This is a genomic window from Bradyrhizobium brasilense, assembly GCF_029714345.1.
Classification (GTDB): domain Bacteria; phylum Pseudomonadota; class Alphaproteobacteria; order Rhizobiales; family Xanthobacteraceae; genus Bradyrhizobium; species Bradyrhizobium australafricanum.
In genome coordinates this window covers 5,171,804-5,185,076 of the sequence record NZ_CP121669.1, presented here as the reverse complement: position 1 = coordinate 5,185,076, position 13,273 = coordinate 5,171,804, and the positions used below count along the sequence as shown (strand labels likewise).

Here is a 13,273-nt window from a genome sequence, read left to right as displayed (position 1 = left end):
GAGCGGCCGGCGACGTATGCCGCCGGCCGGAAACGATTACCTGATCACGTAAGGCAGCAAGCCGAGGAAGCGCGCGCGCTTGATGGCGCGGGCGAGCTCACGCTGCTTCTTGGCGGACACGGCCGTGATGCGGCTCGGCACGATCTTGCCGCGCTCGGAGACGTAACGCATCAGCAGCTTGGAATCCTTGTAGTCGATCTTCGGCGCATTCGCGCCCGTGAACGGGCAGGACTTGCGACGACGGAAAAACGGACGGCGGGCACCAGCATCAGCCATGATTCATTACTCCTCGGTCGCAGCTTCTTCTTCGCGCGGACGGCGCGGGCCACGGTCGCCACGGAAACCGCCACCCTCGCGGTCACCACGGAAGCCGCCTTCGCGGTCGCCACGGAAGCCACCACCACGGTCATCGCGCTCGCGATCGCGGTCGGCCTTGCGCATCATCGCGGACGGGCCTTCCTCGTGCTCTTCGACGCGCACGGTGAGGTAACGGATGACGTCTTCGTTGATCCGCTCCTGACGCTCGATCTCGGTGACGACAGCCGACGGTGCGTCGATGTTCATCAGCACGAAATGCGCCTTGCGGTTCTTGTTCATGCGGTAGGTGAGGGAGCGCACGCCCCAGCTCTCGGTCTTGGTGACCTTGCCGCCGCCCTGTTCGACGATCCCCGTCATCTGGGCCGTCAGTTCATCCACCTGCTGGGTGCTCGCATCCTGACGCGCGAGAAAAACATGCTCATAAAGAGGCATGGTTGTCCTTTCCTGTGTTGGCGCGGCTTCCGGCGACAAGCCCTTCGAGACCTTCGGAAAGGACTCGAGCTGCTCAGAAGGCGGGAGCACGGGACGACGGGCCGACTGGCCCTGCCACATCAAAATCAACGGGTGAATTTGCTGAGACCGTCCGTTCAGCTCCCGGCCGGAGCCCACGAATGGCGCGCTTATACGGATTTTGGCCGCGAAAGCAAGGGTTCTCGGCCCCCGGATGTGCGAGGCGTCGTAGCCCTCCAGGCCGTTTGGCGCAACCTCGGGCGATTTCCCGTTGATTTCTTTGTTTGTATATCATACAAACATCTTTGGGAGGACGAGATATGGGTTCGGAGACCGCCAGCGGCATGTCTGCGCCCGATCCGAAGCACGCGGTCCGCGCGACGCGGTCGGCGGGGCGCAAGATGCGCTCGCTGCTGCTCGATGCCGCCAGCCGCCTATTCAAGGAACGCGGGCTCTCGGGCACATCGATCTCCGATATCGCCGCGGCCGCGGACGCCTTTCCGAGCCAGATCACGTATTACTTCCGCACCAAGGAAGCGCTGTTCGTCGAAGCCGCCAGCCGCGACATGCTCTATCTCGCGCGCGCGACCGAGCAGGCCGCCCTGAATGCGCACACCCCGCGGGACTACACCCACGCTTTGGCCGAGACCGTGACCGCGACCGACACGGTCGCCTTTTTCGCGGAGGCCTTGACCCTTACGCGGCGCCGGCAGGACCTCGCGCCCCTCGTCGAGCGCACCATCGAACGCCTGCACAGCGAGGGCGCGCGCGCCTATGCGGGCCAGGTCGAGCGGCATGGCTGGCGCTCGCTGCGCGCGCCCGAGGAGAGCTCGCGGCGGTTCTGGGCGATTGCGATCGGTGTAATCGTCGAAGGTTTCGCGATGGGCCGCGGCTCCGAGGAAATGTGCCGCGAATTGCTGCGCGCGCTCGGCGAGCAGGCGACATCAACTTCGACGTCGGCCAATGACGGGACGCGGCTGCGCCTGGTCGGCGATCACAGCACTTCATCCTCAACGGACGGGGAGACAAGCTCATGACCGCGCTTCGCATGCGAGCCCGCGATTTCCTGACCGAGGACGAACTGGTCGCGGTGCGCGAGCGCACGACGTGGAAGGGCGCAGCCCTGATCGTGCACGCCTGGGCGCTGATCCTGGGCGCGATCGCGCTGGTCGCGTGGTGGCCCAATCCGCTGACCTATCTGCTCGCCGTTGCGATCATCGGCTCGCGCCAGCTCGGGCTTGCGATCCTGATGCATGACGGGGCGCACGGCTGTCTGTCGGCGGACGAGAGGACCAATCTGACGCTGAGCCAGTGGTTCTGCGCCTATCCGATCTTCGCGGAGACCCGCGGCTATCGCCGCTATCATCTGCAGCATCATGCGCGGACGCAGCAGGAGGATGATCCCGATCTCGTGCTGTCAGCGCCGTTTCCGATCACGAAGCTGAGCTACCGCCGAAAGTTCTTCCGCGACATCACCGGGCAGACCGGCTACCAGCAGCGCAAGGCGCAATTGCTCAATGCGATCGGGCCGAAGGAGTGGCCGCTGTCGCGGCGCGCCGCCAACTTCTGGCAGAAGCTCGGGCCGCAATGCGTCACCAACGCGCTGCTGTTCGCGGGCCTCGCCGCCGCCGGCGTGTGGTGGGCCTATCCGCTGTTGTGGCTGGTGCCGCTGCTGACCTGGATGATGGTGATCACGCGCATCCGCAACATCGCCGAACACGCCGTCGTGCCTGACAGCTCCGATCCCCTGCGCAACACCCGCACCACACGGGCCAATGTCCTCGAGCGTCTCTTCATCGCGCCGTATTATGTGAACTATCACCTCGAACATCATTTGCTGTTCTACGTGCCCTGCTACAACCTGCCGCGCGTCCACCGCATCCTGAGCGAAAGCCGCTATGCCGGCCGGATGGAAGTGCAGCCGGGCTATGGCGCCGTGCTGCGGCTGGCGACCGCCAGGCCCGCCAGCGAGGATCGCCCGGGCCAGCTGGTCAACAGCGCACGCCGGGCGAGGGCCGGCGCCGAGGTTAACGCCGACCAGAATGCCGGCGGGTTCTAGCCCGGAGCCGGGACCGGCATCCCCAGGGTTCCTCCGGCGCGGCTTGACAGCACCGCCTCCGTCAGTGTCTTACGGCCCGGTCCGGGGCCGGTTGCAAGGCTGGGCTGCCAAGGCTTGGTTGCCAAGGCCTGATTGCGAAGGCTTGTGCAAGGGATTGGCCCGGACCCGCTGTGGCGCGGTTTTGCGCGACGCGGATACCGTTTTCCCCTGCGGCAGGCCTAAAGCGCCTGCGCGGAGATCACGCTCAACAAGGTAGGGATCGCCGATGACGGCAGCATTTACGTTTCCCGGGCAGGGCTCGCAGGCGGTTGGCATGGGCAAGGCCCTGGCCGACGCCTTTCCGGCGGCCAGGGCAGTGTTCGACGAGGTCGATTCCGCGCTGGGCGAGAAGCTGACCGCGATCATCTGGGATGGTCCCGGCGAGACATTGCAGCTCACCGAAAATGCCCAGCCCGCCCTGATGGCGGTGTCGATCGCCACATTGCGCGTGCTCGAGAGCGAAGCCGGCTTTTCGGTCGGCCGCAACGCGGCCTTCGTTGCCGGGCACTCGCTCGGCGAGTATTCGGCGCTGGCCGCCGCCGGAAGCCTCTCCGTCAGCGACACCGCGCGGCTGCTTCGCACCCGCGGGCTCGCGATGCAGAAGGCGGTGCCGGTCGGCGTCGGTGCGATGGCCGCACTGCTCGGTCTCGACTACGAAACCGCCGTGGCGGTCGCCAACGAGGCGGCGCAGGGACAAGTCTGCCAGGCCGCCAACGACAATGGCGGCGGCCAGGTGGTGGTCTCCGGCGACAAGGCCGCCGTCGATCGCGCGGTCGAAATCGCCAAGACCAAAGGCGCCAAGCGCGCCATGCTGCTGCCGGTGTCGGCGCCGTTCCATTGCAAGCTGATGCAGCCGGCGGCCGATGCGATGGCAGAGGCGCTGTCCGGCGTGACCATCAAGGCGCCCGCAGCGCCGCTCGTCTCTAACGTGCTGGCCTCCGCCATCACCGATCCCGACGAGATCCGCCGCCGCCTGATCGAGCAGGTCACGGGCACCGTGCGCTGGCGCGAGTCGGTTGCCTATATGGCAGGGCAGGGCGTGACGCGGTTCTTCGAGATCGGCGCCGGCAAGGTGCTGAGCGGCCTCGTCAAGCGCATTGCCGACGGCGCGGTCGGCGTGTCCGTCGGCGGTCCGAACGATATCGCTGCGGCCAAGGACGCGCTTGCAGCTTCGGCGTGAAGCAGCCGGAAGGAGAATTCGATGTTTGATCTGACTGGCAAGACGGCGCTCGTCACGGGCGCAACCGGCGGCATCGGCGGCGCGATCGCGCAGGCGCTGCATGCGCAGGGCGCAACGGTGGCGATCTCGGGGACGCGGCGCGAGGTGCTGGACGGCTTTGCGGCCAAGCTCGGCGAGCGCGTGCACGTGCTGCCGTGCAATCTATCCAGCAAGGATGACGTCGAGGCGCTGGTGCCGGCAGCGGAAGCTGCGATGGGACAGGTCGACATCCTGATCGCCAACGCCGGCATCACCCGCGACAACCTGTTCGTGCAGCTGCGCGACGAGGATTGGGACGACGTGATCGCGGTCAACCTGACCGCGACGTTCCGCCTGGCGCGCGCGGCGACCAAACTGATGATGCGCAAGCGCTTCGGCCGCATCATCGCGATCACCTCGATCGTCGGCGTCACCGGCAATCCGGGGCAGGGCAACTACACCGCGTCGAAGGCCGGCATCATCGGCCTGATCAAGACGCTGGGCGCCGAATACGCCAAGCGCGGCGTGACCGCCAATTGCATCGCGCCGGGTTTCATCAAGACGCCGATGACCGATGCGCTCAACGACAAGCAGCGCGAATCTATCCTGGCGAAGGTTCCTGCGGCGCGGCTCGGAACGCCCGAGGATATCGCTGCTGCGGCGGTCTATCTGGCCTCAAACGAGGCCGCCTACGTCACCGGACAGACGATCCACGTCAACGGCGGGATGGCTATGATTTGAGCTACTGGCCGGCTCTCGCAATGCGGCGAAAAGCCGTTTTCGGGAGCCGGTTCAGGCGTGTAGTCAAGGCTTTGGAAGTATGGTAGCTGAACCCCCCGTGGATGGGCGAAGAACGCCATTGCAGGATTTTGAAACCCTGTATATTGGCGTGGCGATGCCTGCCGTTCGCCGGGGCTTTAATCGGCTACGACCGGGCCGAATCAAGACTATGCGCGACTGAGTAATCGAGACGACCACGATGGCTCGTATCGTCTTGGGGTCGGGTCCAATGGAACAACGAGGTTGAACGATGAGTGAGATTGGCGAGCGGGTTAAGAAGATTGTGGTCGAGCACCTTGGTGTCGAACCCGAGAAGGTGGTCGATAGCGCGAGCTTCATCGATGACCTCGGCGCCGACAGCCTCGACACCGTCGAGCTCGTGATGGCATTCGAAGAAGAATTCGGTTGCGAGATTCCCGACGACGCGGCGGAGACGATTCTGACCGTTGGCGACGCGACCAAGTTTCTCGAGAAGAACGCGAAGAGCTGACGCCGATCGCGAAGTTGACGGGGCCGGACGGACCGTGATCGAGCGGTCCCCCGGCTTCTTATTATCAGCCGCGCATTGCTGGCCGGAGACGTGGAAATGAGACGAGTTGTCGTCACGGGGCTGGGCATGCTTACACCGCTCGGCTGCGGCGTTGACGCAACTTGGGCGCGCATCCTCGCCGGAGACAGCGGCGGCAAGAAGATCGACACGTTCGACGTGTCCGACCTGCCGAGCCAGGTCGCCTGCTACATTCCGCGCGGCGACGGCACTGGCGGCACCTTCAATCCCGATCAGTGGATGGAGCCGAAAGACCAGCGCAAGGTCGACGACTTCATCGTCTATGCGATGTGCGCGGCCAAGCAGGCGCTGGACGATGCCGACTGGCATCCGAAGTCGGACGAGGACCAGTTCGCCACCGGCACGATGATCGGCTCCGGCATCGGCGGCCTCACCGGCATTGCCGAGACTGCGGTGCTGCTGAAGGAGCGCGGACCGCGCAGGGTCTCTCCGTTCTTCATTCCGGGCCGCCTGATCAATCTGGCCTCCGGCTATGTCTCGATCGAGCACGGCCTGAAGGGGCCCAATCATGCAGTGGTCACGGCGTGCTCGACCGGCGCGCATGCGGTCGGCGACGCGGCGCGGCTGATCGCGCTCGGCGACGCCGAGGTGATGGTCGCCGGCGGCGCCGAATCGCCGATCTCGCGCATCGGCATCGCCGGCTTCTGCGCGGCGCGTGCGCTGTCCACCGGCTTCAACGAGACCCCGCAAAAGGCATCGCGGCCGTACGACAAGGATCGCGACGGCTTCGTGATGGGCGAGGGCGCCGGCGTCCTCGTGCTGGAGGAATACGAGCACGCGAAGCGCCGCGGCGCGAAGATCTATGCCGAAGTCACCGGCTATGGCCTGTCGGGCGATGCCTTCCACATCACCTCGCCGCCGCCGGACGGCAATGGCGGCTTCCGCAGCATGACGATGGCGCTGAAGCGCGCCGGCCTCGCGGCATCCGATCTCGACTACATCAATGCGCACGGCACCTCGACGCAGGTCGGCGACGAGATCGAGCTCGGCGCGGTCGAGCGCCTGCTCGGCAATGCGGCATCGAAGGTTTCGATGTCGTCGACCAAGTCCGCCACCGGACATCTGCTCGGTGCGGCCGGCGCGATCGAGGCGATCTTCGCGATCCTGGCGATTCGCGATAACGTGGTGCCGCCGACCATCAATCTCGACAATCCGTCGGTGCAAACGGCGATCGATCTTGTGCCGCATACGTCGCGCAAGCGTGACGTCAATGTGGCGCTGTCCAATTCCTTCGGTTTCGGCGGCACCAACGCTTCCGTGATCGTGCAGCGCGTGACCAATTAGTAGGTCGTTAGAGAGTTTTCGAGCGAAGTGGGTGCCGGTTCGCGTGAAGGAAACGCGTCGAAAAAGAGAATCCAAAGTCCCGTTCCGATTCGATCGGGACGGGACTTTAGAACTAGTCCACCATTTTGCCGTATTCCGCGGTGACTCCTAATAGCGGGCGTATGCTATTGGCAGGGCAGGGGTTTGTCCGGCCACGATTCAACCGGCAGGATATTGGTTTGCATCGATGAGTGAGAGGCCGCCCATTTCACCGAGGAGTCCACGCGCCGCGCTGGAGCCCGAACAGCTTCCGCCGCCGCCCAAGCGCTCGGATCGCGCCCGCAATCCCTTCGTGATCGTCGGCAATGCCATCTTCACCATCCTGATCATCCTGATGATCGGCGCCGGCGCGACGTATTACTACGGCAAGCAGGCGCTGGAATCGCCGGGACCGCTGCAGGAAGACAAGATCGTCAACATCCCGGCGCGCGCCGGCAAGCGTGACATCGCCGACGTGCTCTCGCGTGAGGGCGTGATCAACGTCAATCCGTGGGTCTTCATCGGCGGCGTGTTCGCGCTGAAGGCAAGTTCCGATCTCAAGCCCGGCGAATATTCGTTCCAGAAGAATGCCAGCCTGCGCGACGTCATCGCCACCATCGTCGATGGCAAGGTGGTGCAGCACGCCATCACGATACCGGAAGGCCTGACTTCGGAGCAGATCGTGACGCGGCTCTCCGACAACGACATCTTCACCGGCTCGGTGCGCGAGATCCCGCGCGAGGGCACGCTGCTGCCGGAGACCTACAAATTCCCGCGCGGCACCACGCGCGACCAGGTGATCCAGCGCCTGCAGCAGGCGCAGAAGCGCGTGCTCGCCGAAATCTGGGAACGCCGCAACACCGACACGCCGCTGAAATCGCCGGACCAGCTGGTGACGCTGGCCTCGATCGTCGAGAAGGAAACCGGCCGCGCCGACGAGCGCAGCCGTGTGGCCGCCGTGTTCGTGAACCGCCTGCGCCAGCGGATGAAGCTGCAGTCCGATCCGACCATCATCTACGGACTGGTGGGCGGCAAGGGAACGCTGGGCCGTCCGATCAAGCGCAGCGAAATCACGCAGCCGTCGCCCTACAACACCTATGTGATCGACGGCCTGCCGCCCGGACCGATCGCCAATCCCGGCCGCGCTTCGCTGGAGGCGACCGCCAACCCGGCGCGCACCCGCGACCTGTTCTTCGTCGCTGACGGAACCGGCGGCCACGCCTTCACCGAAACCTACGACCAGCACGCGAAGAACGTCGCCAAGCTGCGCGCGTCGGAAAAGCAGATCCAGAACGACACCGTCGAGCCCGCGGATGATCCGGCGCCTGCCGCCGCGGCGCCCGGCGCCGACACCAATCCCACGGCGACGACGCCGAAGCCCACCAATCAAAAGAAGCCGCCGCGCGGTCGGCAGGGCGCAGCCCAGCAGACCAATTCGCCGCCGGTGGTGCAGCGCTAAAGCGCGATCGTCATCGCGCTTTAGCTTCTTGTTTGAGCATGATCTTTCGGAAAACCGCCACACACTTTTCCGGATCATGCTGTAGCTCTGCATTTTCCGGCGGTGGAACGTAATTCCACTTTCACGGAATCCGTTTTAAGGTCGCATCGGCTCCCCCACGAGTCTCGCAGGCTCCGGGTGAGTCCCATATCCTTCTGTTGGAGAGTTTCACGCGATGGCGCTGTCGAGCATGACTGGCTTTGCCCGAAGCCATGGCGCAAGCGGTCCCTATACGTTCGAGTGGGAGCTGAAATCGGTCAATGCCAAGGGCTTTGACCTGCGGTTGCGGCTGCCGCCGGGCTGGGACGAACTGGAAGCGCTTGCCAAGAAGCGGGCCGGCGAGCTGCTGTCGCGCGGTACGGTCTACGCCAATCTCATCGTCAAGCGCACCGACGCGGCGCAGACGATCCGCATCAATGAGGACGTGCTCGCCGCCGTGGTGAAGGTCGCCGGCACGCTCGCGCAGCGGATCGATGCGGTGGCACCGAGCATCGACGGACTGCTCGGCATCAAGGGCGTCATCGAGGTGGTCGAGCCCGAGAGCAACGAGGACGAGGACAAGGCGGCGCGCGAGGCGGCGGCGATGGCCTTCGAGCAGGCGCTCGGCAGCCTTGTCGAGATGCGCCGCCGCGAGGGCGATGCGCTGGGGCAGATCCTGATGCAGCGGATGGACGAGATCGAGCGGCTCGCCAGGCGCGCCGAGACCGCTCCCGGCCGCAAGCCCGAGGCGATCAAGGCGCGGCTCGCCGAGCAGATCGCGGCCCTGCTCGAGACGTCCGACCGCTTCGATGCCGACCGCCTGAACCAGGAGGCGATCCTGATCGCCACCAAGGCCGACATCCGCGAGGAGCTCGACCGCATCGCCTCGCACATCGCCCAGGCGCGCGAGATGATCGGCAAGGGCGGTCCGGTCGGGCGCCGGCTCGACTTCCTCGCCCAGGAATTCAATCGCGAGGTAAACACCTGCTGCTCGAAGTCGAACGACGTCGAGCTGACCAACACCGGGCTTGAAATGAAGAACGTGGTCGAGCAGTTCCGCGAACAGGTCCAGAATCTGGAGTGAATGATGACGGCGCAGGGTTTTGACGGCGTAGAGCGGCGCGGACTGATGTTCGTCCTGTCGTCGCCGTCGGGCGCCGGCAAGACGACGCTGTCGCGCATGCTGCTGGAGCGCGAGCCGGGCCTGAAGATGTCGGTGTCGGCGACGACGCGGGCGATGCGGCCGGGCGAGGTCGAGGGCCGCGACTATTTCTTCGTCGACATGAAGAAGTTCGAAAAGATGGTCGAGCACGGTGAACTGCTCGAATGGGCCACCGTATTCGACAACCGCTACGGCACGCCGCGTGCGCCGGTCGAGGCCGCCCTAGCGGTGGGGCAGGATGTTCTGTTCGATATCGACTGGCAGGGCACGCAACAGCTCCACCAGAAAGCCAGCGCCGATGTGGTGCGGGTGTTCATCTTGCCGCCGTCGGCCGCCGATCTCGAGAGGCGGCTGCATACCCGGGCGCAGGATTCGGAAGAGGTCATCCGCGGACGGATGAGCCGCGCCAGTCATGAGCTGAGCCATTGGGCGGAATACGACTACATCGTCGTCAACCACAACGTCGACGATGCCTTTGCCGAGGTGCAGTCGATCCTGAAGGCCGAGCGCCTCAAGCGCGAGCGCCGCACCGGCCTTACCGAATTCGTGCGCGGCCTGCAGCGTCAGCTCGAGAAGTAGCGCGTTGCGGACGTGATGCGACCGCATCACGTCCGTTTGCATTTTTTCCCAAGCGGACCTTAATTCGTCGCGCTGCGCGCAAGCCGCTGCAGCATCGCGGCGATCTGCTTGTTGTCTTGCTCCCTTTGATCCCGATCACGCGTAATCTCGCGACGTGGAGCTGGCTTCTCGGCGCGGCGTGGAGCGGGCGTCTCCGCACGGCGCGGAACCGGTGTCTCGGCGCGGCGCGAAACGGGCGTCTCGACGCGGCGCGGAACGGGCGTCTCGGCGCGGCGCGGCGCGGCCTCGGACAGCCGCAGCGGACGGTCCCGGCTGACAACTGCCATCGGGGGCGCGGGCTCGGTGTGCAGCGAATCCCACGGCGCCTGCCACTCGTCCTCGGTCTCGTAAGGCGGCGTACGCGTGCGGGTCAGCCGGAACACCAGCGTGCTGACCAGGCCGGCCAGCGCCAGGGCTCCAACCATCACGATCAGCAGCATCTGCGTCGACGACGGTGACTTCTCCACGGATGCCTCGGCCGAGGCGGGCGCGGCAGGCACCGGCGCGGCCGCTTGTTGCGGTGTCGCGTCTGCCTGCGCGACAGCGGTCGGCTGGTCCGCGGCGCGCCGGGTTCCGTTGGTTCCGGCCATGCTCGATGAATCCAGCCATCTGGCGTTCACGTCGGACGACTGCGCGTTGGCACCGGCAGGCGTGGCTGCCGGGTCGGGCGTCGCTGCCGTTCCGCCGGCCTGGCTGGCGTCGGCGTTTGGCGCCGGCACGGCCACGACCTGCGGCGAGGGCCATTCGGCATGGGCATCGGCGACTGATTTGCGCATCGCCGGCTGCTGCGGCGCGGGCTGGCTCTGCGGCGTCGGCTGGCTCTGCGGCGGCGCCGCGTCGGCCGTTGTGGTATCGGGCGCGGCTGCCGCTGGCGGTTGCTGCGTGCTCGTGGTCGCCGTCTTGGCCGCCTTGTTCTTCGCCTCGTTCTTGGCCTCGCCGAGATACCAGCACTTCTTCTTGCTGCGATCGAGATGGTAGAACCAGTGACTTCCCGCAGGCGCGGTTCCCTTGGGCGCGGACAAACAGGTGTCCGCCGTGTTGGTGCTATTGGCCGTATTGGCGGCGGTCTGGGCCATGGCGCTGCAACCGGCGCCGGCCAGGATGCTGGCGGCAAGCGCCGCAGCGAATTTCGCTGAACGATTTGACATACGCGTCCCCGGTATCTCTTTTTTAACGCAAACGCTGGAGATCCCAATCTCGGCAAAGAGTTGGGTCGCAATGCGCCGCAAATCCGGAATGGGTAGGGCTTAATTGGGGCTCCCAGCGTGCCGCAATTGCGGCGGGCCGAAGGCCAGGGCGTTCGCTGGCTCGATACGGCGGTTTATCGCTTGGACGCGGTCCAGTGGCCTTTGCAGCCATCGGATCGCACGAACGAGCCGGAACCGCTGCGGCCCGAGAAACGGCCCGAACTCGTCCAGCTCAAACCTCCGGCGGATCCGCTGCCCGTCGTGGATCCGTTGGGGCTGACATGTCCGGAACTCAGTTCTCCCGAAATCGAGCCGCCCGATATCACCAGTCTTTCGGTGCTGGAGCCGCAAGGCGAACCCTGGGCGACAACCACCCATGAACCGTCGAAATTGCCGCCACCGCCCTCGCTGCTGGTTTTCCGCGCGGCGCGGCGTGGCGCCTCCGAACTCTTGCTTTGCGCCGGCTTCGATGGCGTGACGGTGCGCGGCGCTGTGCGGGTCCCGGACAGCGACTTCTCGTCATTGCCGATACTACCGCCGCTGCTGCCGGACTGCGCCAGCGCGGCCGTGGACCCGAGCGCGGAAATGAGCATCGCGGAAAGCAGCATGGGTCGAGGCAGCAGGTGAAACATGTTCTTCATTGCAACTGTGTCCAATGTACTCGTCATCAAATTCAGTGTCCGGTGCCGTCGGCGCAGACGGCATCGATAATGCGACAGGATTTCCCGGCCTTGCCGCATTCGTCAAGCGCGGCAGCCTTGGCGCGATCAAGTGCGTCGCGCTGGATCAGCGACCAGGACTTGGCTGATATCGCGAACGCGCCGCAGCGCGAGCCGTAAAAGGAAAGCTCGACGGTGCACTTGGCGCCGCCGCATTTGGCGCGCGCGTCCTCGACCGCGGCGCGCCGTGACGCATGCTTCCAGGAGATGCCCCATTTGTCGATGTCGGGGCCATAGACGATCGATCCCCAGGGCTGCAGGTCGTCCATCTTGCGCAGCCGCGACAGCACGCCCTCGGTTGCTTCGCCGGTCGGCGTCATGGCGACCTTCTCCTGGAATTTGCTGATCGCCGCGCGCATCCCGTTCCTGCTCTCGAGCGGCTCGGGATCGAAATTGTGCTCATAAAGACGATCGCTCAATTCACGCAGCAGCGCCGGGTCCTTGATCGGAATACGGTCGGGATCGGGCCGCAACGTGCTCGGCGACTGCGGCTCGGGCTGCGGAGCGACCGCGACCTTCTGCCCGGCCGGAGCCGCCGGCGGCACGAAATAGAAGGTGCCGTCGATCGGCGACGAGGACACCCAGGGCTGTTGCGAACCGCCGGTCTCGCGCTTCACGGCAAGCCCGACCTGATTGAAGGTCTGGAAGATGTCGAGACCGGCGAGCTTGATCGTGGCGGCCAGCGCTTTGGTATAGGGGCTGTGACCGCCGGTACCGTCCTGCGCGACGTTGCCGGGCTGCGTGGCATAGGAGATCAGCGTGCCCTCTGGGGCGCGCATCTGTGCGAGGCCGCCGTCGGCCGCGCGTAGCCCGCGTCCGCCGAACGGGTTGTTGCGGCAAGCATCGAGGATCACCATGTTGAGCCGCGTGCCGGAGCCCTGCATCTGCCTCAGCACCAGGTTGACGTCGAGCATCTGGAAGTCGACGTCGGCTTCGCGGGTGGCATTGGCGCTGACCGGCACAAGATAGTTCGCGCCGGACACCTGGACGCCATGGCCCGCATAATAGAACAGCGCGACGTCGGCGCCCTGCACCTGCCGGCCGAAGCTTTGGACGGCGACGTCCATGGCCGGCTTGTCGAGATCGAGTTGGGCGCGTCCGCCGGTCAGGGTGAAGCCGAGGCCCGCCAGCGTCTCGGCCATCAGGGCGGCATCGTTGCGGGGATTGTCCAGTCGCGTCACGTTCTGGTAGGCGGAATTGCCGATCACCAGCGCAACGCGCTTTTCGGCCGCGGCCTGCGCCACGCCGACGAGCGCCTGCCACAGCAGCATCAGCACCGCCGCAGCCGCCAAGCGCCTGCCTTGCACAGCCCCGTGCATCCCCGCGATCCTCTCAGCCTCGCTGCCAGATTACCAGCGCGCGGGAGAGGACAAAAGCGGCAGTCAAGGCCGCAAGG

General features: G+C 65.7%; 14 protein-coding genes. 10 read left to right on the top strand and 4 right to left on the bottom strand.

All coding sequences use genetic code 11. From position 1 onward, the window contains the following. Nucleotides 1–36: 36 nt before the first annotated feature. On the bottom strand, nt 37–276 hold the full coding sequence (rpsR, locus tag QA635_RS24455; RefSeq protein ID WP_016844287.1) for a 30S ribosomal protein S18: 240 nt from the start codon (nt 274–276) through the stop codon (nt 37–39). 6 nt (nt 277–282) lie between these two features. After that, on the bottom strand, nt 283–750 hold the full coding sequence (gene rpsF / locus QA635_RS24450) for a 30S ribosomal protein S6 (protein ID WP_163155312.1): 468 nt from the start codon (nt 748–750) through the stop codon (nt 283–285). Between the two features lie 338 nt (nt 751–1,088). Between rpsF and QA635_RS24445 the strand changes: the two genes are divergently transcribed. The 9 genes from QA635_RS24445 (at nt 1,089) to gmk (ending at nt 9,932) form a co-directional block, all read left to right on the top strand. Next, the gene (locus QA635_RS24445; protein ID WP_283061815.1) at nt 1,089–1,805 is read left to right on the top strand and encodes a TetR/AcrR family transcriptional regulator C-terminal domain-containing protein; all 717 of its coding nucleotides are present in this window, start codon (nt 1,089–1,091) and stop codon (nt 1,803–1,805) included. Next, the gene (locus tag QA635_RS24440) at nt 1,802–2,827 is read left to right on the top strand and encodes a fatty acid desaturase family protein (RefSeq protein ID WP_092088248.1); all 1,026 of its coding nucleotides are present in this window, start codon (nt 1,802–1,804) and stop codon (nt 2,825–2,827) included. The genes QA635_RS24445 and QA635_RS24440 overlap by 4 nt, the downstream gene beginning before the upstream one ends. 265 nt (nt 2,828–3,092) lie before the next feature. Beyond that, nucleotides 3,093–4,046 carry an ACP S-malonyltransferase gene (gene fabD, locus QA635_RS24435; RefSeq protein WP_141343069.1) on the top strand — a complete coding sequence of 318 codons (954 nt, stop codon included), beginning with the start codon at nt 3,093–3,095 and terminating at the stop codon, nt 4,044–4,046. 21 nt (nt 4,047–4,067) lie between these two features. Beyond that, nucleotides 4,068–4,805, top strand: a complete 738-nt coding sequence (fabG, locus tag QA635_RS24430) for a 3-oxoacyl-[acyl-carrier-protein] reductase (protein ID WP_076831958.1) — start codon at nt 4,068–4,070, stop codon at nt 4,803–4,805. Nucleotides 4,806–5,094: 289 nt separating this feature from the next. Continuing rightward, nucleotides 5,095–5,334, top strand: a complete 240-nt coding sequence (locus tag QA635_RS24425; RefSeq protein ID WP_002716125.1) for an acyl carrier protein — start codon at nt 5,095–5,097, stop codon at nt 5,332–5,334. A 96-nt stretch (nt 5,335–5,430) separates the two neighbouring features. Further along, a complete protein-coding gene (fabF, locus tag QA635_RS24420) occupies nt 5,431–6,696 on the top strand; it encodes a beta-ketoacyl-ACP synthase II (protein WP_057019881.1) in 1,266 nt (421 codons plus the stop codon). Nucleotides 6,697–6,922: 226 nt separating this feature from the next. Next, nucleotides 6,923–8,173, top strand: a complete 1,251-nt coding sequence (mltG, locus tag QA635_RS24415) for an endolytic transglycosylase MltG (protein ID WP_016844279.1) — start codon at nt 6,923–6,925, stop codon at nt 8,171–8,173. 214 nt (nt 8,174–8,387) lie between these two features. Further along, nucleotides 8,388–9,275, top strand: coding sequence for a YicC/YloC family endoribonuclease (locus QA635_RS24410; protein WP_283061814.1), 888 nt, complete (start codon nt 8,388–8,390; stop codon nt 9,273–9,275). Nucleotides 9,276–9,278: 3 nt separating this feature from the next. Continuing rightward, nucleotides 9,279–9,932: a guanylate kinase gene (gene gmk, locus QA635_RS24405; protein ID WP_283071789.1), complete on the top strand. Its 654-nt coding sequence runs from the start codon at nt 9,279–9,281 to the stop codon at nt 9,930–9,932. Nucleotides 9,933–9,991: 59 nt separating this feature from the next. Here the strand turns inward: gmk and QA635_RS24400 are convergent, their stop codons facing one another. Beyond that, on the bottom strand, nt 9,992–11,119 hold the full coding sequence (locus QA635_RS24400; RefSeq protein ID WP_283061813.1) for a hypothetical protein: 1,128 nt from the start codon (nt 11,117–11,119) through the stop codon (nt 9,992–9,994). Nucleotides 11,120–11,236: 117 nt separating this feature from the next. On the opposite strand from QA635_RS24400, the gene QA635_RS24395 reads away from it, so the two are divergent. Continuing rightward, on the top strand, nt 11,237–11,785 hold the full coding sequence (locus tag QA635_RS24395; RefSeq protein ID WP_283061812.1) for a hypothetical protein: 549 nt from the start codon (nt 11,237–11,239) through the stop codon (nt 11,783–11,785). A 46-nt stretch (nt 11,786–11,831) separates the two neighbouring features. Here the strand turns inward: QA635_RS24395 and QA635_RS24390 are convergent, their stop codons facing one another. After that, a complete protein-coding gene (locus QA635_RS24390) occupies nt 11,832–13,148 on the bottom strand; it encodes a caspase family protein (RefSeq protein WP_283071787.1) in 1,317 nt (438 codons plus the stop codon). Nucleotides 13,149–13,273 lie beyond the last annotated feature (125 nt).